This window comes from Pseudomonas sp. 1928-m, from assembly GCF_029269135.1.
Classification (GTDB): domain Bacteria; phylum Pseudomonadota; class Gammaproteobacteria; order Pseudomonadales; family Pseudomonadaceae; genus Aquipseudomonas.
In genome coordinates this window covers 1-20,918 of record NZ_JARIXO010000001.1, presented here as the reverse complement: position 1 = coordinate 20,918, position 20,918 = coordinate 1, and the positions used below count along the sequence as shown (strand labels likewise).

At 58.0% G+C, this 20,918-nt stretch carries 21 protein-coding genes; 9 read left to right on the top strand and 12 right to left on the bottom strand.

The annotated features are described in order from the left end of the window. Window positions 1-120 precede the first annotated feature (120 nt). Window positions 121-1,179 (bottom strand): polyamine ABC transporter substrate-binding protein, encoded by a 1,059-nt coding sequence (locus P3C18_RS00105; protein WP_275959857.1) that lies wholly within the window; start codon window positions 1,177-1,179, stop codon window positions 121-123. A 150-nt stretch (window positions 1,180-1,329) separates the two neighbouring features. Then, a complete protein-coding gene (locus P3C18_RS00100) occupies window positions 1,330-2,706 on the bottom strand; it encodes a glutamine synthetase family protein (protein ID WP_275959856.1) in 1,377 nt (458 codons plus the stop codon). A 276-nt stretch (window positions 2,707-2,982) separates the two neighbouring features. On the opposite strand from P3C18_RS00100, the gene P3C18_RS00095 reads away from it, so the two are divergent. The 9 genes from P3C18_RS00095 (at window position 2,983) to P3C18_RS00055 (ending at window position 13,245) form a co-directional block, all read left to right on the top strand. Then, window positions 2,983-3,735, top strand: a complete 753-nt coding sequence (locus tag P3C18_RS00095; RefSeq protein ID WP_275959855.1) for a gamma-glutamyl-gamma-aminobutyrate hydrolase family protein — start codon at window positions 2,983-2,985, stop codon at window positions 3,733-3,735. 43 nt (window positions 3,736-3,778) lie between these two features. Next, window positions 3,779-5,137, top strand: a complete 1,359-nt coding sequence (locus P3C18_RS00090) for a glutamine synthetase family protein (protein WP_275959854.1) — start codon at window positions 3,779-3,781, stop codon at window positions 5,135-5,137. Between the two features lie 97 nt (window positions 5,138-5,234). Continuing rightward, entirely contained in the window at window positions 5,235-6,608 is a 1,374-nt protein-coding gene (locus P3C18_RS00085; protein ID WP_275959853.1) for an aspartate aminotransferase family protein, read from the top strand. A 157-nt stretch (window positions 6,609-6,765) separates the two neighbouring features. Continuing rightward, window positions 6,766-7,863 carry an extracellular solute-binding protein gene (locus P3C18_RS00080; protein WP_275959852.1) on the top strand — a complete coding sequence of 366 codons (1,098 nt, stop codon included), beginning with the start codon at window positions 6,766-6,768 and terminating at the stop codon, window positions 7,861-7,863. A 68-nt stretch (window positions 7,864-7,931) separates the two neighbouring features. Beyond that, entirely contained in the window at window positions 7,932-9,023 is a 1,092-nt protein-coding gene (locus tag P3C18_RS00075; RefSeq protein ID WP_275959851.1) for a polyamine ABC transporter substrate-binding protein, read from the top strand. A gap of 113 nt (window positions 9,024-9,136) precedes the next feature. Then, window positions 9,137-10,279, top strand: a complete 1,143-nt coding sequence (gene potA, locus P3C18_RS00070) for a polyamine ABC transporter ATP-binding protein (protein WP_275959850.1) — start codon at window positions 9,137-9,139, stop codon at window positions 10,277-10,279. Window positions 10,280-10,305: 26 nt separating this feature from the next. Continuing rightward, entirely contained in the window at window positions 10,306-11,187 is an 882-nt protein-coding gene (locus tag P3C18_RS00065) for an ABC transporter permease subunit (RefSeq protein ID WP_275961549.1), read from the top strand. 82 nt (window positions 11,188-11,269) lie between these two features. Further along, window positions 11,270-12,163 carry an ABC transporter permease subunit gene (locus P3C18_RS00060; protein ID WP_275959849.1) on the top strand — a complete coding sequence of 298 codons (894 nt, stop codon included), beginning with the start codon at window positions 11,270-11,272 and terminating at the stop codon, window positions 12,161-12,163. A gap of 143 nt (window positions 12,164-12,306) precedes the next feature. Next, window positions 12,307-13,245, top strand: coding sequence for a sensor domain-containing diguanylate cyclase (locus tag P3C18_RS00055; protein ID WP_275959848.1), 939 nt, complete (start codon window positions 12,307-12,309; stop codon window positions 13,243-13,245). A 121-nt stretch (window positions 13,246-13,366) separates the two neighbouring features. On the opposite strand, the gene P3C18_RS00050 is transcribed toward P3C18_RS00055, so the two are convergent. The 10 genes from P3C18_RS00050 to P3C18_RS00005 form a co-directional block, all read right to left on the bottom strand. Further along, window positions 13,367-13,753 (bottom strand): hypothetical protein, encoded by a 387-nt coding sequence (locus P3C18_RS00050; protein WP_275959847.1) that lies wholly within the window; start codon window positions 13,751-13,753, stop codon window positions 13,367-13,369. A gap of 129 nt (window positions 13,754-13,882) precedes the next feature. After that, window positions 13,883-16,087 carry an OsmC domain/YcaO domain-containing protein gene (locus P3C18_RS00045; RefSeq protein WP_275959846.1) on the bottom strand — a complete coding sequence of 735 codons (2,205 nt, stop codon included), beginning with the start codon at window positions 16,085-16,087 and terminating at the stop codon, window positions 13,883-13,885. Window positions 16,088-16,324: 237 nt separating this feature from the next. Then, a complete protein-coding gene (locus tag P3C18_RS00040; RefSeq protein ID WP_275959845.1) occupies window positions 16,325-16,774 on the bottom strand; it encodes an NUDIX domain-containing protein in 450 nt (149 codons plus the stop codon). A gap of 55 nt (window positions 16,775-16,829) precedes the next feature. Then, window positions 16,830-17,234, bottom strand: a complete 405-nt coding sequence (locus P3C18_RS00035; protein WP_275959844.1) for a DUF1801 domain-containing protein — start codon at window positions 17,232-17,234, stop codon at window positions 16,830-16,832. Between the two features lie 76 nt (window positions 17,235-17,310). Further along, window positions 17,311-18,087 carry a Crp/Fnr family transcriptional regulator gene (locus tag P3C18_RS00030; protein WP_275959843.1) on the bottom strand — a complete coding sequence of 259 codons (777 nt, stop codon included), beginning with the start codon at window positions 18,085-18,087 and terminating at the stop codon, window positions 17,311-17,313. A 261-nt stretch (window positions 18,088-18,348) separates the two neighbouring features. Then, a complete protein-coding gene (locus P3C18_RS00025) occupies window positions 18,349-18,834 on the bottom strand; it encodes a hypothetical protein (protein ID WP_275959842.1) in 486 nt (161 codons plus the stop codon). A gap of 73 nt (window positions 18,835-18,907) precedes the next feature. Continuing rightward, window positions 18,908-19,210 carry a type II toxin-antitoxin system RelE/ParE family toxin gene (locus P3C18_RS00020; protein WP_275959841.1) on the bottom strand — a complete coding sequence of 101 codons (303 nt, stop codon included), beginning with the start codon at window positions 19,208-19,210 and terminating at the stop codon, window positions 18,908-18,910. Further along, on the bottom strand, window positions 19,198-19,455 hold the full coding sequence (locus P3C18_RS00015) for a type II toxin-antitoxin system Phd/YefM family antitoxin (protein WP_275959840.1): 258 nt from the start codon (window positions 19,453-19,455) through the stop codon (window positions 19,198-19,200). Before P3C18_RS00015 ends, P3C18_RS00020 begins: the two co-directional genes overlap by 13 nt. Before the next feature lie 131 nt (window positions 19,456-19,586). Continuing rightward, window positions 19,587-20,009 carry a VOC family protein gene (locus tag P3C18_RS00010; protein WP_275959839.1) on the bottom strand — a complete coding sequence of 141 codons (423 nt, stop codon included), beginning with the start codon at window positions 20,007-20,009 and terminating at the stop codon, window positions 19,587-19,589. A gap of 682 nt (window positions 20,010-20,691) precedes the next feature. After that, the coding region (locus tag P3C18_RS00005) for a hypothetical protein (protein ID WP_275959838.1) at window positions 20,692-20,918 on the bottom strand (227 nt) is incomplete at its 5' end.

Here is a 20,918-nt window from a genome sequence, read left to right as displayed (position 1 = left end):
CTTTTTGTAGGAGTCAGGGGCGCCTAGTCCTAGCTGGCGATGCTGTTGATCCGCTGATCGCCAGCAAGCTGGCTCCTACAGTTGCTAGCCCGGATTACATCCGGGCTCCTTCCACATCACTCAACTGCCATCACGAAAACGCGTCCATACGGCATCGCGGGTCGCGCTGTGCTTTTCTGGCAGGGTTTCCAGCGGGTGCAGGCGGCGTTTGGTGTCGCGGTCCGGGTAGAGGTCTGGCTGGTTGCGCAGGGCTTCGTCGAGAAACTCGCGGGAATCGGCGTTGCCGCTGGGGTACAGGGTTTCCGCAGTGATCAGCGCGGCAACCTTGGGCTGCATCAGGTAGTCGATAAAGCGGTGTGCCAGGTCGACGCGCTTGGCGCTGCTGGGGATTACCAGATTGTCGATAAACAGGATCGAGCCTTCATCCGGCACTAAAAAACGCACGGGTTGACCCGCATCGGCGGCGGCCAGTGCATCACCGACCCAGGCCATGGCCACGCACAGCTTGCCCTGGTTGAGGTCGTCGATATAACGCTCGCTGTCGACGTAGCGCAGGTTCGGCCGCAGGTCATGCAGCACCTGGCTGGAGCGTTCGATGCGGCTAGGTGCGCTGCGCGCCAGGCTCCGGCCCTGGTAGTTGAGCAGCAGGGTCAGGGTCTCGTCAGGAGCGTCCAGCACGCTGATGCCGCAAGTGGCCAGGCGCGAACTCTGCTCGGCATCGAACAGCAGGCTCCAGCTATTGGGCAACGGCCCGCCAAAGGCGGCTTCGGCCTGTGGTGTGTTGATCGCCAGGCCTACGGCGCCCCACAGGTAGGGCAGTGCATGGCGGTTGGCCGGGTCGAGGGCGACCAGGGTGCTGAGCAGCTGCTTGTCGAGGTGCTTGCGGTTGGGTAGCAGGTTGAAATCCAGCGGCTGCAGGGTGCCGTTCTTGATCATCGCCGGCAGGGCGTCATGCGACGGCACGGCGACATCGATGGCCTCGCCGCTGGCCAGCACGGCTTCGAGTTCTTCGGCGGTGCTGTAGGTCTGGTAGTCGACGCGGATGCCGGTTTGCGCCTCGAAATCCTTGAGCACCTGCGGGGCGATGTAATCGTTCCAGTTGTAGACGCGAATCACCTCTTCGGCGCTGGCCAGCAGCGGCGTCAGGGCAAGCAGCAGTGAGGCAAGCAGGCGAGGCATGGAGATCTCCTGAATAGGTTGATGTCGCGTCAGCAGGAATTCGCGGCGCAGGTTGCCCGTCATCGCGCCGAGGCGTGAATAAAAGGGCAGGTGCTACGCAACGTGTGAAATAGAAAACGCCGGCTCAAAGGCCGGCGTTTGGGTGTTGCATCAAACCGTGTGCAAGTACCAGTTGTATTCGAGGTCGGAGATCGAGTTTTCAAACTCGGCCAACTCGCTTTCCTTACAGGCGACGAAGATATCGATGTATTTCGGGTCGATATAACGCGCCAGCACTTCACTGTCGTCCAGCTCGCGCAGGGCATCGCGCAGGTTGTTCGGCAGGCTTTGTTCGTTCTGCTCGTAGGAGTTGCCTTCCACCGGTGCGCTTGGCTCGATTTTGTTGGTCAGGCCGTGGTGCACGCCTGCCAGCACGGCCGACATCAGCAGATAGGGGTTGGCATCGGCGCCGGCAACGCGGTGTTCGATGCGCACGGCATCGGCCGTGTCATTCGGTACGCGCAGTGCGACGGTGCGGTTGTCGATGCCCCAGCACGGCGAGTTCGGCACGTAGTACTGCGCGCCGAAACGACGGTAAGAGTTGACGTTCGGGCAGAGGAAGGCCATCGAGGCCGGCATGGTTTCCAGCACACCGCCGATGGCGTGGCGCAGGGCGTCATTCTGTACCGGGTCGTCGCAGGCGAAGATGTTGTTGCCCTGCTTGTCGAGAATCGAGATGTGTACGTGCAAGCCGTTACCCGCCTGGTTGGGGTAGGGCTTGGCCATGAAGGTGGTGTCCATCTCATGGTCGTAGGCGATGTTCTTGATCAGGCGCTTGAGCAGCAGCGCGTGGTCGCAGGCCTTGATCGGGTCGGCGACGTGGTGCAGGTTGACCTCGAACTGCGCCGGGGCGCTTTCCTTGACGATGGCGTCGGCAGGGATGCCCTGCTCCTTGGCGCCTTCGAGGATGTCCTGCAGGCACTCGGCATATTCGTCGAGGTCGTCGATCAGGTACACCTGGGTCGACTGTGGGCGCTTGCCCGACAGTGGCGACAGCGGCGGCTGTGGACGGCCGTTCACGTTGGCCTGGTCGATCAGGTAGAACTCGATTTCAAAGGCTGCGCAAATGGTAAGGCCCAGTTCGTCGAACTTCGCAACCACCTGGCGCAACACTTCCCGTGGGTCGGCGAAGAACGGCTCGCCTTCCATTTCATGCATGGTCATCAACAGTTGCGCGGTTGGGCGCTTCTGCCAGGGCTCATTGCTCAGGGTGTTGGGGATGGGAAAGCAGACCCGGTCGGCGTCGCCGATATCCAGACCCAGGCCGGTGCTTTCCACCGTCGAGCCGTTGATATCCAGGGCGAACAGAGAAGCCGGGAGATTAATGCCGCGTTCGTAAACCTTATGCAGGCTCGCACGCTCGATACGCTTGCCGCGCACCACACCATTCATATCTGCGATCAGAAGGTCGACGAACAGGACCTCAGGATGTTTCTTAAGGAACGCGTTCGCTTCGTTAAGCTGAACGGCACGCGGGGGTACCGACATGATGCAACACCTTTTTTGTTAAAAATATCAATCATGCAACTGCACGGGTGTGAGTCAATCTTAAACACCAGATGCTGTCAAGAGAGGCGCATTTTGCCCCAAAAGGGGGCTCGATGGCCAGTTTTAGGGCATTACAGGGCAATGCAGCCCTGCTGGAGGCCTTGTCTGCCGGGGTGCTCAGTCGGGTGTGTTCAATTTTTTACATGACTATTGTGAAAAAAAATGAACAAGGCTAAGCTCGGTCGAAACCCATAACAGCAATAAAACGGGTGTCTCATGTCGCGCCAGCCGATTATCGGCGTTAGTGCCTGCACCAAGCAGATCGGGCACAACATCTACCACACCGCAGGCGATAAATACTTGCAGGCCATCGTTCAGGTGGTTGGCGGTATGCCAGTGATCATTCCCGCACTGGGCGAGCAGCTTGATCAGGCTTACCTGCTGCAGCACCTCGATGGCCTGGTGTTTACCGGCTCGCCATCCAACGTTGAACCGCACCACTATGCTGGCGATGCCAGCGAACCCGGCACCGCCCATGACCCGGCGCGTGACAGTACAACCCTTCCCTTGATTAAAGCAGCAATTGCCGCCGGTATCCCGGTGCTCGGCATTTGCCGTGGCTTTCAGGAGATGAACGTAGCTTTTGGCGGCACTCTGCATCAGAAGGTGCAGGAGGTCGAAGGCTATATGGATCACCGCGAGCCTGAAGGGCTGCCGGCGGATCAGCAATATGGCCTGCGTCACGCGCTGCATGTGCAGCCGGGCGGGCTGCTCGCCGGCATCGGCTTGCCGGACGAGTTTCTTATCAATTCCATTCATGGCCAGGGCGTTCAGCGTCTGGCGCCGGGCCTTCGCGTAGAAGCACTGGCGCCTGACGGGTTGATCGAAGCCTTCTCCGTCGAAGGTGCCAAAAGCTTCGCATTGGGGGTGCAATGGCACCCTGAATGGCAGGTACGATCCAACCCGAATTATCTCGCCATCTTCCAGGCCTTTGGTGAGGCTTGCAGGAAGACGGCGGGGCAACGCTGAGCCGACTATATATAGGTCGGCTCTAACCAACCCTGAGGTCTCTATGAGCACCAAATTAGACCAGCTTTCGAGCTGGCTGAAAGAACGCAAAATCACCGAAGTTGAATGCCTGATCAGCGATCTTACCGGCATTGCCCGTGGCAAGATTTCGCCGACCAACAAGTTCCTCGACGAGAAAGGCATGCGCCTCCCCGAGAGTGTGCTGCTGCAGACCGTAACCGGCGACTACGTCGAGGACGACATCTATTACGACCTGCTCGACGAGGCGGACATCGACATGTTCTGCCGCCCGGACGAGAACGCCGTGTTCCTCGTGCCTTGGGCCATTGAGCCGACTGCGATGGTGATCCACGACACCTTCGACAAGCAGGGCAACCCGATCGAGCTGTCGCCACGCAACATTCTCAAGAATGTGCTCAAGCTCTACGCTGACAAGGGCTGGAAGCCAATCGTCGCGCCGGAAATGGAGTTCTACCTGACCAAGCGCAACAGCGACCCGGATTTCCCCCTGGTCGCGCCGATGGGCCGTTCCGGGCGTCCGGAAGTGGGCCGTCAGTCGTTCTCCATCGATGCCGCCAACGAATTCGATCCGCTGTTTGAAGACGTCTACGACTGGTGCGAAATCCAGGGCCTGGACCTCGACACGCTGATCCACGAAGACGGCCCTGCGCAGATGGAAATCAACTTCCGCCATGGCGAGGCCCTGCACCTGGCCGACCAGATCACCGTGTTCAAGCGCACCATGCGTGAAGCGGCGCTCAAGCACGACGTGGCCGCCACCTTTATGGCCAAGCCGATCACCGATCAGCCGGGCAGCGCGATGCACATCCACCAGAGCGTGGTGGACATCAAGACCGGGCAGAATCTGTTCTCCAATGCCGACGGCAGCATGAGCGAACTGTTTATGCAGCACATCGGCGGCTTGCAGAAGTACATCCCCGAGCTGTTGCCGCTGTTCGCGCCGAACGTCAACTCGTTCCGCCGCTTCCTGCCGGACACCTCGGCGCCGGTGAACGTCGAGTGGGGCGAAGAGAACCGCACCGTGGGCCTGCGCGTACCGGAAGCCACGCCGCAGAACCGCCGCGTGGAAAACCGCCTGGCCGGTGCCGACGCCAACCCTTACCTGGTACTCGCCGCCTCCCTGCTGTGCGGTTATATGGGCATGGTCGATGGCCTGCAGCCAAGCGTCCCGGTCAAAGGCCGTGGCTACGAGCGCCGCAACCTGCGTCTGCCGATCACCATCGAGCACGCGCTGGAGCGCATGGAAGCCTGTAAGGAAGCGGAGAAGTACCTGGGCGACAAGTTTATGCGCGGCTATGTCGCGGTAAAACGCGCCGAGCACGAGAACTACAAGCGGGTCATCAGCTCTTGGGAGCGTGAGTTCCTGCTGCTGTCGGTGTAATCCTCAGGCGGCTGGCGCGGGTGATCCCTGCGCCAGCCACTGCCAAGAATTTTCTGCGGCTGCGGCAACACGTAGCCGGTGTAATCAAGGTGTTGTTATGAACAGTCAAGTGACCAACCCGAAAACCCGCGAGTGGCAGGCCATGAGCCGTGATCACCACCTCGCGCCGTTCAGCGATTTCAAACAGCTGGCGGAAAATGGGCCGCGCATCATCACCAAGGCCGACGGCGTGTACCTGTGGGACAGCGAGGGCAACAAGATCCTCGATGCCATGGCCGGGCTCTGGTGTGTGGCAATCGGCTATGGTCGCAAGGAACTGGCAGACGCCGCCGCGAAACAGATGCAAGAGCTGCCCTACTACAACATGTTCTTCCAGACCGCCACGCCGCCGGCGCTGGAGCTGGCCAAGGCGATTTCTGAGCTGGCCCCGACAGGGATGAACCATGTGTTTTTCACCGGTTCGGGCTCGGAAGGCAACGACACCATGCTGCGCATGGTGCGCCATTACTGGGCGGTCAAAGGTCAGCCAAACAAGAAGGTCATCATCAGCCGGGTCAACGGCTACCACGGCTCCACCGTGGCCGGCGCTAGCCTGGGCGGCATGAAGTACATGCACGAGCAGGGCGATCTGCCGATTCCCGGCATCGTGCATATCCCGCAGCCGTACTGGTTCGGTGAGGGCGGCGATATGAGCCCCGAAGCGTTCGGTATCTGGGCCGCCGACCAGCTGGAGCAGAAGATCCTTGAAGTCGGCGAAGAGAACGTGGCCGCCTTTATTGCCGAGCCGATCCAGGGCGCAGGCGGGGTGATCATCCCGCCGGACAGCTACTGGCCGCGCATCCGCGAAATCCTCGCCAAGTACGACATTCTGTTTATTGCCGATGAAGTGATCTGCGGTTTCGGCCGTACCGGCGAATGGTTCGGCAGCGATTACTTCGGCAACACCCCGCACATGATGACCATCGCCAAGGGCCTGACCAGCGGCTACATCCCGATGGGCGGGCTGATCGTGCGCGACGATATCGTCGAGGTGCTCAACCAGGGCGGCGACTTCAACCACGGCTTTACCTATTCCGGGCATCCGGTGGCCGCTGCGGTGGCCCTGGAGAACCTGCGCATCCTGCGCGAAGAAAAGATTGTTGAGCGGGTCAAGGCAGAAACGGCACCGTATTTGCAAAAGCGTCTACGTGAGCTGGCCGATCACCCGCTGGTCGGTGAAGTGCGCGGCGTTGGCATGTTGGGCGCCATTGAATTGGTGCAGGACAAGGCCAGCCGCACGCGTTTCGCCGCCGATGTCAGCGTGGGCATGGTATGCCGCAAGCACTGCTTTACTAACGGTCTGATCATGCGCGCCGTGGGCGACACCATGATCATTTCGCCGCCGCTGGTAATTAGCCATGCGGAGATCGACGAACTGCTGGAAAAGGCCCGTAAATGCCTCGACCTGACCGCTGCAGAGGTGCTGGTTTAAGGTTTAATAATCTTTGGTTTCAGATGCTTACGTCTGAAAGTTGTCAACCGAGGGTGACCTTGCCAGACTGCGCCAGTGCGTAGGTCAGGCTCGCCGGAAGGTGCTGCAGATGGCTGCGCATCTTCCGGAAACGACTACAACAACAGGAGCTGTACGCATGAACACATTCGGCAAAACCCTTCTCGCGTTGTCCCTTGCTGGGGCTGTAGTGAGTGCCGCGCACGCGGATAACAAGGTCCTGCACGTTTACAACTGGTCCGACTACATCGCAGAAGACACCCTCGACAACTTCCAGAAGGAAACCGGCATCAAGGTCGTCTACGACGTCTTTGACAGCAACGAAACCCTGGAAGCCAAGCTGCTGGCTGGCAGCTCCGGTTATGACATCGTCGTGCCGTCCAACCCGTTCCTGGCCAAGCAGATCAAGGCCGGTGTGTTCCAGAAGCTGGACAAATCCAAGCTGCCAAACTGGGAAAACCTCGACAAGGGTCTGCTCAAGGCGCTCGACCCAAGCGATCCGGGTAGCCAGTACTCGATTCCCTACATGTGGGGCACCATCGGTATCGGTTACAACGTCGACAAGGTCAAGGCGGCACTGGGCGAAGACGCTCCGGTCAATTCCTGGGACCTGGTGTTCAAGCCGGAAAACATCGCCAAGCTGAAAGACTGCGGCGTGTCCTTCCTTGATTCGCCGACCGAAATCATCCCGGCAGCGCTCAACTACCTGGGCTTCAAGCCCGACAGCACCGATGCCGGCGAGCTGAAGAAAGCCGAAGAACTGTTCCTCTCGATCCGTTCCTCGACCTCCTACTTCCACAGCTCCAAGTACATCGGCGACCTGGCCAATGGCAACATCTGCGTGGCCATCGGCTACTCGGGCGACCTGTATCAGTCCAAGTCCCGTGCTGAAGAAGCCAAGAACGGCGTGAACATCTCCTACAGCATCCCGAAAGAAGGTGCTGGCAGCTTCTTCGACATGATGGCCATCCCAGCTGATGCGAAAAACGTCGAAGCCGCTCACGTGTTCCTCAACTACCTGATGAAGCCAGACGTCATGGCCAACATCACCAACTTCGTGCAGTTCCCTAACGGCAACGCCGCGGCCACCCCGCTGGTTGACGAAGCACTGCGTAACGATCCGGGCATCTACCCGGACGCGGCCACCATGGCCAAGATCTACACCTTCCCGGATCTGCCAGCTAACGCGCAGCGCGCGATGAACCGCAGCTGGACCAAGATCAAATCGGGTAAGTAATGCCATAGCCCTAATGGTGTGCGGCGGGTTGCTCCGCCGCATTCACCCACAACAATAAGGAAGCTCCTATGCGTCGTACTCCACTTCTGGCCGGCCTGCTGGCCGCCGCCGTCAGCATCAGCGCCGTGCAAGCCGCTGAGCCTGTGGTCAATGTCTACAACTGGTCTGACTATATCGGCGAAACCACCCTGGCCGATTTCCAGAAGGCTACTGGCATCAAAGCCATGTACGACGTGTTCGACTCCAACGAAACCCTGGAAGGCAAACTGCTGGCGGGCCGTTCCGGCTACGACATCGTGGTGCCGTCCAACCATTTCCTCGGCAAGCAGATCAAGGCGGGCGCGTTCCAGAAGCTCGACCGCAGCCTGCTGCCGAACTGGGAAAACCTTGACCCGGCTTTGCTCAAGCAGCTGGATGTCAACGACCCCGGTAACCTGTATTCGGTGCCGTACCTGTGGGGCACCAACGGCATTGGCTACAACGTGGCCAAGGTCAAGGAAGTGCTCGGGATCGACGAAATCGACTCCTGGGCCACGCTCTTCGAGCCAGAGAACCTGAAGAAGCTCAACGCCTGCGGCGTGGCCTTTATGGACTCGCCCGATGAGATGTTTCCTGCCGTACTCAACTACCTGGGCCTCGACCCGCGCAGCACCGATCCAGAAGACTACAAGAAGGCCGAGGCCAAGCTGATGGCCGTGCGTCCTTACGTCACCTACTTCCACTCCTCGAAGTACATCGGCGACCTGGCCAACGGCGACATCTGTGTGGCGTTCGGCTACTCCGGCGACGTATTCCAGGCGGCCGCTCGCGCCGAGGAAGCGGGCAAGGGCATCGAAATTGCCTACAGCATCCCCGAGGAAGGCGCCAACCTGTGGTTTGACCTGATGGCCATTCCAGCCGATGCGAAGAACGTCAAGGAAGCGCACGCCTTTATCAACTACCTGCTCGACCCGGCGGTGATTGCCAAGGTCAGCGACTATGTCGGTTACGCCAACCCTAACCTCAAGGCGGGTGAGTTGATGGACCAGGAGGTGCGTAACGACCCTTCGGTTTATCCAGAGCAGGCCGTGTTGGACAAACTCTACATCTCTGCTGAGCTGCCACCGACGATCCAGCGTGCGATGACGCGCGCCTGGTCGAAGATCAAGTCGGGTCGCTAAGCGGAAACTGCAACACAGCGTACGGCAGGCCTGGCCTGACCGTACGGCCCGCTGCGCCACGCGCGGCAGATTATATTCGGGTCCACGACCCATTCTTTGCGGGAGTTTTGGTAATGGCAGTTGCTTCCAGTGCCTATAAAAAGGTTCTCGAGGGTGATCAGCAACCGAAAGAGGTGCTGGTCAAGATCGAGCGCGTGACCAAGAAATTCGACGAAACGATTGCTGTCGAAGACGTTTCGCTGACCATCAACAAGGGTGAAATCTTCGCCCTGCTCGGCGGCTCCGGCTCGGGTAAATCGACCCTGCTGCGCATGCTCGCCGGCTTCGAGCGTCCGACCGAAGGGCGCATCCTGCTCGACGGTGAAGACATCACCGACCTGCCGCCCTACGAGCGGCCGATCAACATGATGTTCCAGTCCTACGCGCTGTTCCCGCACATGAGCGTGGCTGACAACATCGCCTTCGGCCTCAAGCAAGACAAACTGCCGAAAGCCGAAATCGACGCCCGCGTCGAAGAAATGCTCAAGCTGGTGCACATGACCCAGTACGCCAAGCGCAAGCCGCATCAGCTTTCCGGTGGTCAGCGTCAGCGCGTGGCCCTGGCTCGCTCGCTGGCCAAACGGCCGAAACTGCTGCTGCTCGACGAACCCATGGGTGCTCTGGACAAGAAGCTGCGTTCGCAGATGCAGCTTGAGCTTGTCGAGATCATCGAACGCGTCGGCGTGACCTGCGTGATGGTGACCCACGACCAGGAAGAGGCCATGACCATGGCCCAGCGCATCGCCATCATGCACCTGGGCTGGATTGCCCAGATCGGCAGCCCAGTGGACATCTACGAAACCCCGACCAGCCGCCTGGTCTGCGAATTTATCGGCAACGTCAACCTGTTCGAAGGCCAGGTGGTCGAGGACATGGAAGGCCATGCGCTGATCGCCAGCCCGGACCTGGAACGCAATATTTTCGTCGGCCACGGCGTCAGCACCTCGGTGCAGGACAAGAGCATCACCTACGCCATTCGCCCGGAAAAACTGCTGGTCACCACCGAGCAGCCAACCTGCGAGCACAACTGGTCGCGCGGCACCGTGCATGACATCGCCTACCTTGGCGGCCACTCGGTATTCCACGTGCTGCTGCCAAGCGGCAAGGTGGTGCAATCCTTCGTTGCCAACGCCGAACGGCGTGGCGCTCGGCCTACCTGGGACGATGAAGTGTTCGTCTGGTGGGAGGACGATAGCGGGGTGGCATTGCGCTCATGAACATTATCCGAAGCATCAGCCGCCGCATGCCCACGGGCCGGCACCTGGTTATCGGGGTGCCGTTCCTCTGGTTGTTCCTGTTCTTTATGTTGCCGTTCTTCATCGTTCTGAAGATCAGCTTCGCCGAAGCCGACGTGGCCATCCCGCCGTACACCGACGTGTACACCTGGGTGGAAAACAAATTCACCCTGGTGCTCAACCTGGGCAACTACATCTTCCTCAGTGAGGATGCGCTGTACCTGGCGGCCTATATGGGCTCGCTGAAGATGGCCACGATCAGCACGCTGCTCTGCCTGGTTATCGGCTTCCCGATGGCCTACGCCATCGCCCGTGCCGACAAGGACAAGCAGATGGTGCTGTTGCTGCTGATCATGATGCCGACCTGGACGGCGATCCTGATCCGCGTGTATGCCTGGATGGGCATCCTCAGCAACAATGGCCTGCTCAATGGCTTCCTCATGTGGCTGGGGCTGATCAACGAGCCGCTGCAGATCCTCAACACCAACCTGGCGGTGTACATCGGTATCGTCTATTCGTACCTGCCCTTTATGATCCTGCCGCTGTTCGCCAACCTGGTTAAACACGACCAGAGCCTGCTGGAAGCGGCCGCGGACCTGGGTTCGAGCACCTACAACAGCTTCTGGAAAATCACCGTGCCGCTGGCCAAGAACGGCATCATCGCCGGCTGCATGCTGGTGTTTATCCCGGTGGTGGGTGAGTTCGTGATTCCAGAACTGCTCGGCGGCCCGGAAACTCTGATGATCGGCAAGGTGCTGTGGCAGGAGTTCTTCAACAACCGCGACTGGCCTGTTGCCTCCGCTCTGGCTGTGGTGATGCTGGCGATCCTGATCGTCCCCATCATTCTGTTTAACCGCAACCAGGCTAAAGAAATGGAGGGTCGGCCATGAAGCAGTTCCCTGGCATAGCCTCCATCATTCTGTTTAACCGGCTTTCCACCCAGAATCGGGCCAAAGAGATGGAGGGTCGACCATGAAGCGTTTCAGTTTCTCCAACTTTATGCTGTGGGCCGGCCTGACCTTTATCTACCTGCCGATGCTGATTCTGGTCATCTACTCGTTCAACGCCTCGCGGCTGGTAACGGTGTGGGGTGGCTGGTCGGTGAAGTGGTACGTCGGCCTGCTCGACAACACCCAGCTGATGAACTCGGTGATGCGCTCGCTGGAAATCGCCTGCTACACCGCGATTGCCGCCGTAGCGCTGGGCACCATGGCCGCCTTCGTGCTGACCCGCGTTACCCGCTTCAAGGGCCGCACGCTGTTCGGTGGCCTGGTCACCGCGCCGCTGGTAATGCCCGAGGTGATCACCGGTCTGTCGCTGTTGCTGCTGTTCGTGGCCATGGCCCAGCTGATCGGCTGGCCTGCCGAGCGTGGTGTGCTGACCATCTGGATCGCCCACACCACTTTCTGTTCTGCCTATGTGGCGGTGGTGGTGTCGTCGCGGCTGCGTGAGCTGGACCTGTCCATCGAAGAAGCGGCCATGGACCTGGGTGCCAAACCGTGGAAGGTGTTCTTCCTGATCACCATTCCGATGATTGCGCCTTCGCTGGCAGCCGGCGGCATGATGTCCTTCGCCCTGTCGCTGGACGACCTGGTACTCGCCAGCTTCGTTTCCGGGCCGGGTTCGACCACTCTGCCGATGGAAGTCTTCTCTGCCGTGCGTCTGGGCGTGAAGCCGGAAATCAACGCGGTGGCTAGTCTGATCCTGTTGGCGGTGTCCTTCGCCACCTTCCTGGTGTGGTTCTTCGCCCACCGCGCCGAAGAGAAGCGCAAGAAAGCCCTGCAGCAGGCCATGGATGAAACCACCGGTGCCGCGCTGATGAACGGCCCGGACAGCCGTCGTGACCCATCCCAGGTGCATGCCTGATCGCACCTCGGCGTAACCCACAAGGGCCGCATTAGCGGCCCTTGTGCATTCTGCGGCAGTACTGGCCAGTCATCCGCCCTGCGGTTGCGTCGGTTGCCGATCTTGGTTACAACCTGCGCTATACCTCGCCCGGATTGCTCGCCATGCCTAACTCGATGATTACCGATAGCGCGGTGTACAAGACCCTGCTGGAGTCGACCAAGGCCATCCCCTGGAAGATCGACTGGGCCAGCATGACCTTCGCCTATATCGGCCCGCAGATCGAAACCCTGCTCGGTTGGCCGCAGGCCAGCTGGGTCAGCGCCAACGACTGGGCCGAGCGCATGCACCCCGAAGACCGCGACAGCGTCGTGGCTTTCTGCGTGTCGCAGTCCCAAGCCGGCACCGACCATGAAGCCGACTACCGCGCCCTGACCCGCGATGGCGACTACGTGTGGATTCGCGATGTGGTGCACGTACTGCGCAATGAGGCTGGCGAAGTCGAGTCGCTGATCGGCTTTATGTTTGATATCAGCCAGCGCAAGCAGACCGAGCAGCAGCTGCTGCAATTGCAGCAACAGCTCGAAGAACTGTCCTACCTCGACGGTCTCACCGGCGTGGCCAACCGGCGCATGTTCGACAGCCGCCTGCAGGTGGAGTGGAGCAACGCCCAGCGCACCGGTCAGCCACTGTCACTGATCCTGCTGGATATCGACTATTTCAAGGAATACAACGACCACTACGGCCATATCCAGGGCGACGATTGTCTGAAAAGTGTCGGCCAGGCATTGAGCGGCGCAGCCGTGCGCCCGCGTGATCTGATGGCCCGCTATGGCGGTGAAGAGTTTGTTCTGCTGCTGCCGGAAACCGATGCCCAGGCCGCCGCCCAGGTCGCCGAGCGCTGCCGCCAGCTGATTCGCGAGCAGAACATCCAGCACGCCCACTCTCAGGTCAGCCCCCTGCTGACCTTAAGCCTCGGCGTCGGCACCCTGACCCCCGGCCCGCTCGATCAGCCCCAGGCCTTTCTCGAAACAGTGGACCGCCTGCTCTACAAAGCCAAACACCAGGGCCGCAACTGCGCGGTGCTGGCCGCAGCGCCATAAGCCAGAGCGTAGGGTGGATGACGCTTTACCCATCCACCAGCCGCACAATCGTGGTGGATGAAAACAGCGTCATCCACCCTACAGTGCTCAGACATTTCAGGATTACATGACGCTAAGCGCTCTAGCGCTTGATCCGTAGCGCCAGCAGGAAGATCAGCGTGGCGCTGATCACCAGGATATCCATGATGATCGCTGCAGCGGCCTTGCTCAGAAACGCCTGGCCATAAATCAGCACCAGGGTGACGAAAATCGCCTTGCTCGTTGCCGCGATGGCGGCGCAGAAGGCTCGGTGGTTTTCGTTCAGCGCGCCATAAATCAGGATCACGCCCATCAGGCCAACCAGTGCTGACCAGCTGCGAATCACGATGGACTCCAGCTGGCCGGTAAACGACGCCCCAAACATCGATTCAAGCGCAGCCTGCGGCGCGAACAGGCCGTAGAACATGCTGGCGGTGAGCACGCCGGACACCAGCATCAGCCATTTGAAGTTGCCTAGTACAAAGTTCATACGTTCCCTCGTGTGTTGTGGTTGGTGTGCGTGGCGTTCAGCGTAGGTGGTTCAGTGAGCCGGAGGCTGCTTAAACATAGCGATATAGCCGTTCAGTGTTGCAGTCGTACTCGCGGGTATCTTCTGCGCTCAACCCGATACAGCGGCCACTTTGGCCCGTGCCGCGTGCAGCTTCTTGTAGCTCTCAATCAAGCGCAGATGGCGGTCCAGCCCCTCCAGCTGCATATTGGTCGGCGTCAGGCCGTGGAAGCGCACGCTGCCGTCTAGCGAGCCCAGCACCGCATCCATCCGCTCATTGCCAAACATACGGCGCAAGTTTGGCTCGAAGTCGCTCATCTCCAATTCATCGTCCAACTGCACTTCCAACGCTGCGTTCAACGCCTGATAGAACAGGCCGCGCTCGACAGTGTTGTCGTTGTACTGCAGAAAGGCCTCGGTCAGCTCCTTGGCGTCGTCGTACTTCTTCAGCGCCAGGTGGATCAGCAGCTTCAGCTCAAGAATCGTCAGCTGGCCCCACACTGTGTTGTCGTCGAACTCGACGCCGATCAGCGTGGTGATATCGGTGTAATCGTCGACATCGCTGTTTTCCAGGTTGCGCAGCAGGGATTTCAAGCCGCGATCATTCAGGCTGTGCAGGTTGAGGATGTCCGCGCGGAACAGCAGTGCCTTGTTGGTGTTATCCCAGATCAGGTCTTCGACCGGATAAATTTCGGAGTAACCCGGCACCAGGATGCGGCAGGCCGTGGCGCCCAGGTGCTCATACACCGCCATATAGGCTTCTTTGCCCAGCTCTTCGAGGATGCCGAACAGGGTTGCGGCCTCCTGCTCGTTCGAGTCTGCGCCCTGACCAGAGAAGTCCCACTCGACGAATTCGTAATCGGCCTTGGCGCTGAAGAAGCGCCACGACACCACGCCGCTGGAATCGATGAAATGCTCGACGAAGTTGTTTGGCTCCATCAGCGCCTGGCTTTCAAAGGTTGGCGGCGGCAGGTCATTCAAACCCTCGAAGCTGCGGCCTTGCAGCAGCTCAGTCAGGCTGCGCTCCAGCGCCACGTCAAAGCTTGGGTGCGCGCCGAACGAGGCGAACACGCCGCCAGTGCGTGGATTCATCAGGGTTACGCACATCACTGGGAATTCGCCGCCCAGGGACGCATCTTTTACCAGCACCGGGAAGCCCTGAGCTTCCAAGCCCTGAATGCCGGCGAGAATGGCCGGGTACTTGGCCAGCACCTCCTGCGGCACATCAGGCAGGCACAGCTCGCCTTCGAGGATTACGCGTTTGACCGCGCGCTCGAAAATCTCCGACAGGCACTGCACCTGGGCTTCGGCCAGGGTGTTGCCGGCGCTCATGCCGTTGCTTAAGAACAGGTTCTCGATCAGGTTGGAGGGGAAGTACACCACCTCGCCATCGGACTGACGCACAAAGGGCAGCGAGCAGATGCCGCGCAGCGTGTTGCCGGAGTTGGTGTCGTACAGGTGCGAACCGCGCAGCTCGTCGTCCGGGTTGTAAATCGCCAGGCAGTAGTCGTCGAGAATCTCCGCCGGCAGCGCGTCCTTGGGCCCCGGTTTAAACCAGCGCTCGTCCGGGTAATGCACGAACGCAGCCCCCGCGATCTCTTCGCCCCAGAACTGATCGTTGTAGAAGAAGTTGCAGTTCAGCCGCTCGATAAACTCGCCCAGCGCCGAGGCCAGTGCGCCTTCCTTGGTTGCGCCCTTGCCGTTGGTAAAACACATCGGCGAATGCGCATCGCGGATATGCAGCGACCATACGTTGGGCACGATATTGCGCCACGAGGCGATCTCAATCTTCATGCCGAGCTTGGCCATAATCCCCGACATATTGGCGATGGTCTGCTCCAGCGGCAGGTCCTTACCGAGAATGCGCGTGCCCTCGCCGGCAGTCAGTGCAGGCATCAGCAGCGCCTGGGCATCGGCATCGAGGTTTTCCACCTCCTCGATTACGAACTCCGGCCCGGCCTGCACCACCTTCTTCACCGTGCAGCGGTCGATGGAGCGCAGAATGCCCAGGCGGTCCTTCTCGGAGATATCCGCCGGCAACTCGACCTGAATCTTGAAGATCTGCTGGTAGCGGTTTTCCGGGTCAACGATGTTGTTCTGCGACAGGCGGATGTTGTCAGTGGGGATACTGCGCGTGTCGCAATACAGCTTCACAAAGTACGCCGCACACAGCGCCGAAGAGGCCAGAAAGTAATCGAACGGCCCCGGCGCCGAGCCATCGCCCTTGTAGCGGATGGGCTGGTCAGCCACCACCGTGAAGTCATCGAACTTGGCTTCAAGTCGGAGGTTGTCGAGAAACTTGACCTTGATTTCCATGCGGGATTACCAGAATACGGGCTAAACGAATGGCGGCCATTATCCGGGTTTTCAGCGGGAAGTCTTGCGCGGCGCGGGTTTAGCAGGCCGTTGGAAAACGTTGGCGTGGCAGCCAGTGCAAGGCAAAAGCAGGCGAAAAAGCGGAGTTTACGAGTTGTAAATGAGCATTTTGAGACGTCGTGTCCCGGCCTGTTTTTAACGCCGCAATGGCAACGCAGGTAGTTTTTCAACAGCCTGCTAGGGCTGACGAGCAAGTAGTACGGCCTGCAATAGTTCGGGTAGCCATTCGGGTTTCAAGAGTGACGGCGGCGCTTGCTGCAGATGCGCCAGAGCCCACCATTGCCACTGCTGAATCGTGCTCTGCTCTTCCTCCGTCCAGTCGGCGGCAAACACCGGTGTATTGGCCGGGCACTCCACCAGGAAGTACTGCTCAAGCCATCTGGCCGGCACCGAACGGGCTACGGCGTAAACCTCATCGCGCTCTTTCAATAACGCGCCGATTTCCAGCCTGAGCCCAGTTTCCTCATACAGCTCGCGGGCGGCTGCAGCCCGGTAATCTTCACCCGCCTTCAACTCGCCGCCAGCGGTCGCCCAAAAGGGGGCTTGATGCTCGTCCTTGTAGTTAAACAGCAGCAGCCGGCCATCGGCATCGACGATCAATAAGCGTGCGGATTTTCTGACGTCCATGTTTGTCTCGGATTTATTGAAGAGGAATTGGGCGGTTGATAGGCGGCCAGTCAGCCTATGCGCCCAGCAGTGGCAAGTGTTTCAGGCTCTGATACTGCAGCGCCAGCAGCAGGCAATGCCGGAGCGGCACCTGCTCAATATCGCTATCCAGAGGGATCACTACAGCTCTGTTGCCCTCATAGACGAACGCATCGCGGTAGATTTCCCTGAAGGTGGCCACCAGGCGCGTCTGGCAATGGAAGAACACCTTGATCGCATCCGGCTGTTTGGCTTTCCAGTCGATGCGAATCGGCGAACCGCCCTTGACTGAATAACTGGCCTCGGCCCACTTCAGCGTCTCCTCGACGTCGCCCAGCTTGTACTCAGCGGCAATGGCCAGAATCAGCGCGCGTACCCGCTCAAGCTGCTGCTTAGCCGCTATAGGGTAACTATCAAATCTGGCCTGAATCTCTGGGTTCATAGGTAGTCGTATGGCATGCCAATAAGCGGTAGAGGCTGCGTTTCCCCGGCGCTTGGCGGCTGTGATCAGCGCAGTGCTACAGCGTGGGCAGCGTTGCAGTGGGAATGGCGTCGGTATCGGTGATGATTTGGCGCTGCGGTATGTAATCAAGTAGCAGGTCTGTTTCCTTTTTGACCACCGAATAGCACTCGCAAGTCAGCGCTTCCAGTTTTGGCCGATCAAGTACTTTGATCAAGCCGCGTGAATATGAAATCACGCCGAGTTGCTGCAACTTCAACGCGGCCTGGGTGACGCCCTCGCGGCGAACGCCGAGCATATTGCCGATAAATTCCTGGGTCATGGTCAAGTGGTTGTGTGACAGGCGATCCATGGAGAGCAGCAACCAGCGGCAGAGCTGCTGGTCGATCGAGTGATGCCGGTTGCAGACCGCCGTCTGCGAGACCTGCGTAATCAGCGCCTGGGTATAACGCAGCATCAGCATCAACAGCTGGCCATGCCGGTTGAACTCCTCTTTCACCCGCTGCCTGGGGAGCCGATAGGCGTAGCCGGCGCTCTGCACCAGCGAACGGCTCGGCGTGCTTTCCCCGCCCATCAGCAGGCTGATGCCGAGCAACCCCTCATTGCCCACCACCAGGATGGCGGTCGACGCCCCGTTCTCCATCACGTACTGCAGCGAGACGATGGAGTCCGTCGGGAAGTAAACGTGACGCATCGGCCGGCGGGATTCATACAACACTGCGCGCAACGGCAATGGCACCAGTTCCAGGTGCGGGAACAACCGGGATTGCACCTCGGGCGACAAGGCTGCCAGCAGATGATTCTGCTGGGGTTCGGGCTGGGGTTTGGCGGACATTTCGGTGCTCTGCAACTGAATCGGTGGCGGTTACTCGCTCAAAGCGGCCTGAGCGTACGTGTTGACCCTGTGGATTCAGTGCAGCAGCCCACAAAGGCTTGGGCTCTGCTAGCCCACATGAGACGAGCCCATGCGTGACCTTAGCAGTTCGGCGTGGCGGGAGTTGGCCGTTGCGCTATGCAATAGTTGAAAGTAAAGCGCTTGCAGAGGAGAGGGGCCTGGCCAGTTGCAGTGAGCGGAGTGAACGGTTCAAAATATTTTTTATAGCGTTTCATACTGCGTGGTGTGTTTCAGTTCACGCTTCTTTCCGCTATATGAATCATACAGACGCCTGTGTCGACTAAGGCCGTACTCATCTACTCGACTTTCATATGATTTAACCCAGTCGATCAGATTGTCTAGATTTTCATCTTGCTCTTGGCGGGAGTTGAATTTCTCAGGTTCCCAAGGCCTTGAGCGACAGTGGGCAATACAGGTATCTATTCCTGGGTTCAGAAATATGAGCTCATCGCATTCATGTACGACAGCCTCGATTATGTCGGCATAACAGCCTTCAATTATCCAGTGATTATGTGACTGTATAAACTTTTCAACATCAGCAATGCTTTCTTCGAGCGGGCGGCGCTCTGCGCCGTTATGAAATGCAACCTCATCAAGTGATAAGCGTGCTGCCGGCTCTCTAGCAATAAGTTTTTTTGAAAGTGTGCTCTTTCCTGAGCCGGCATTTCCAAGAAGTATAAGTTTCATGGGGTTTCCTTTCAGGTATAGCGATTAAGCTGAGGGGCGGGCATTAGCTCGTCCCAGTGAGCGAAAAAAGCGGTTAGCTATTCTCAAACATATAAGCGCGAAGCTGCCGCTCTTCTCTCATAACAAAGAGGATGAAAACATGGTTGCCGTCTTCACGATAAAGAACCCGGCAGGGTGGTGTCACTAGCTCTCTATAAACGGAGTTTGGAAGTTCTGGCGGAGTTCGACCTGATTGGGGAAAGCTTTCCAGACGTTTGGTTTTTTCGAAAACAGCGCTGACTAACTGATTTGCTGCTGTGGGATTATCTAGGGCAATGTACTCAGCGATGGCTTCCAGCTCTTGGAGGGCGGGCTCCGTCCAGATTACTTCAGCCATTTGCTCATTTTCTCCATGGCCTCACTTTGGGTGTACGTTCTCCCTTCAAGTACAGCGCGCTCTCCACGCGAGAGCGCTTCAAGCAGTGCCAGTCGGCGTTGCATAAACTCGTAATCCTGTACATCGACGAGATACGCAGATGGCTGGCCATGCTCGGTGATCAGTACCGGCTCCTTTGAAACATGCAGATCTGCGAGGATTTTCGTGGCTTGGCGCTTGAGATTGGTAACGAGCTCAACTTTCATGGTGGCACCCATAGTCTATGCGGGAGTGATACTATAGTGTCACTCCCAAAATGAGGCAAGCAAGGCTACGTTTGGTTAAGGGGCCGGCTTCGCCGGTCCCCGCGAACGGAGTGAGCGCTTTGAGCGCATTGTTAGACGTTGCTTACTAGGACATTAACTTCGCCTTCAGGTGTGTGACAAGCAATGCAGATTTTGTTGCCATCAGGATCTCTGAAGTATGCGCCGTAATAATTTTCATGATACTCAGGGCGCAAGCCTGGTTTACCCTCGCAAATACCACCATTGATTAGCGCTGTTTTATGGGCGGCATCAACTATTGCACGGTTTTTTGCTTGAAAAGCCACCATGCTGCCGTTGCCACAACTATGCGGTTTTTCATTGTATGGTTTTCCTATAAGGAAGAGGGGTTGAGTGCCGCCAGCGCTATGCCAGCCGGCCCAAGGCCTATTTCGATCACAAAAACGAGTTTCTAAGCCCAAGCAAGACATTAAAGAGTTATAGAAAACTAAAGCACGCTCAAAGTCAGTGACACCAAAAAATATATGCGAATACATGAGGGCTCCCTGCGGTGGCTGTGCAGCGTCTAACGTTTGGTTAAGGGGCGGGCTTTAGCCCGTCCTAGTGAGCGAAGCGAACGATTTGAACCACTAGTTAGGCGTTCAAGCATAAATACTTTATGACCTGCGAAATCTAGGTAGAACCGGCGGAAATACCCAGGTTGTGAAAGCTGTAAAAAAAACAGGTATAAACCATTGCCAGATACTAGGGGTCACGACCTTCAAAACCGAATGGTCTGGATTTTTCTCGCTACTGTAGACACTTACTTTTTGGTTTTCAGTCAGTGAGAGAAATTCTCTACTACTCTCTTCGTTCTTGCATGTGCTCTTATTCCATAAATCACTTGAAAAATATGGAATTTCATTTATTTCATACCTGTAACTTACTTTAATTCTTGAGCAGCTCCTGAGGGTACCACCATGCACCTTTGTGGAGATTACTGTGCCCTCATATACTTGATCATATTTGTATTTAATGCTTTTGTATATGTTTGCTATAGGCCAGTTGAAATGGAAGCTAAAGGCTATATGTGCAAAAATTATTGCGCAAAAAATAGAATTTTTAATGAAAGGTGAATTCATTTCAGTGATTCATAGATTAGTGTGTTGCCTAACGATTAAGGTAAGGGGCGGGCTTTAGCCCGTCCCAGCGAACGAAGTGAGCGATTTGAGCGCATTGTTAGAGGCCGCTTCGCATGGCAATTTTTTTGTTGTATACCTCGCTAAGAATATATGGATTTCCCATGCCTGTTTTAATGCGCCACTCATTATTGGTGTTAGTGAGAGTGAAAACTTTTTTCTCAATATCGCCCTTGGCGTGTTTTTTAATATTTTGATCCTGGATGTTGCTGGTGTCGAATAATTCGTAAGTTACTATTGATGCGCAAAATTCAGGGTGGCATATAG

What these genes read in the sequence shown, in the direction of transcription:
- P3C18_RS00015 (WP_275959840.1), bottom strand. Translation starts at nt 19,455, where the DNA reads ATGAAAGTTGAGCTCGTTACCAATCTCAAGCGCCAAGCCACGAAAATC.
- P3C18_RS00100 (WP_275959856.1), bottom strand. Translation starts at nt 2,706, where the DNA reads ATGTCGGTACCCCCGCGTGCCGTTCAGCTTAACGAAGCGAACGCGTTC.
- P3C18_RS00090 (WP_275959854.1), top strand. Translation starts at nt 3,779, where the DNA reads ATGAGCACCAAATTAGACCAGCTTTCGAGCTGGCTGAAAGAACGCAAA.
- P3C18_RS00035 (WP_275959844.1), bottom strand. Translation starts at nt 17,234, where the DNA reads ATGAACCCAGAGATTCAGGCCAGATTTGATAGTTACCCTATAGCGGCT.
- P3C18_RS00030 (WP_275959843.1), bottom strand. Translation starts at nt 18,087, where the DNA reads ATGTCCGCCAAACCCCAGCCCGAACCCCAGCAGAATCATCTGCTGGCA.
- P3C18_RS00105 (WP_275959857.1), bottom strand. Translation starts at nt 1,179, where the DNA reads ATGCCTCGCCTGCTTGCCTCACTGCTGCTTGCCCTGACGCCGCTGCTG.
- P3C18_RS00050 (WP_275959847.1), bottom strand. Translation starts at nt 13,753, where the DNA reads ATGAACTTTGTACTAGGCAACTTCAAATGGCTGATGCTGGTGTCCGGC.
- P3C18_RS00060 (WP_275959849.1), top strand. Translation starts at nt 11,270, where the DNA reads ATGAAGCGTTTCAGTTTCTCCAACTTTATGCTGTGGGCCGGCCTGACC.
- P3C18_RS00010 (WP_275959839.1), bottom strand. Translation starts at nt 20,009, where the DNA reads ATGTATTCGCATATATTTTTTGGTGTCACTGACTTTGAGCGTGCTTTA.
- P3C18_RS00040 (WP_275959845.1), bottom strand. Translation starts at nt 16,774, where the DNA reads ATGGACGTCAGAAAATCCGCACGCTTATTGATCGTCGATGCCGATGGC.
- P3C18_RS00080 (WP_275959852.1), top strand. Translation starts at nt 6,766, where the DNA reads ATGAACACATTCGGCAAAACCCTTCTCGCGTTGTCCCTTGCTGGGGCT.
- P3C18_RS00065 (WP_275961549.1), top strand. Translation starts at nt 10,306, where the DNA reads ATGCCCACGGGCCGGCACCTGGTTATCGGGGTGCCGTTCCTCTGGTTG.
- P3C18_RS00075 (WP_275959851.1), top strand. Translation starts at nt 7,932, where the DNA reads ATGCGTCGTACTCCACTTCTGGCCGGCCTGCTGGCCGCCGCCGTCAGC.
- P3C18_RS00025 (WP_275959842.1), bottom strand. Translation starts at nt 18,834, where the DNA reads ATGAAACTTATACTTCTTGGAAATGCCGGCTCAGGAAAGAGCACACTT.
- potA (WP_275959850.1), top strand. Translation starts at nt 9,137, where the DNA reads ATGGCAGTTGCTTCCAGTGCCTATAAAAAGGTTCTCGAGGGTGATCAG.
- P3C18_RS00045 (WP_275959846.1), bottom strand. Translation starts at nt 16,087, where the DNA reads ATGGAAATCAAGGTCAAGTTTCTCGACAACCTCCGACTTGAAGCCAAG.
- P3C18_RS00085 (WP_275959853.1), top strand. Translation starts at nt 5,235, where the DNA reads ATGAACAGTCAAGTGACCAACCCGAAAACCCGCGAGTGGCAGGCCATG.
- P3C18_RS00055 (WP_275959848.1), top strand. Translation starts at nt 12,307, where the DNA reads ATGCCTAACTCGATGATTACCGATAGCGCGGTGTACAAGACCCTGCTG.
- P3C18_RS00095 (WP_275959855.1), top strand. Translation starts at nt 2,983, where the DNA reads ATGTCGCGCCAGCCGATTATCGGCGTTAGTGCCTGCACCAAGCAGATC.
- P3C18_RS00020 (WP_275959841.1), bottom strand. Translation starts at nt 19,210, where the DNA reads ATGGCTGAAGTAATCTGGACGGAGCCCGCCCTCCAAGAGCTGGAAGCC.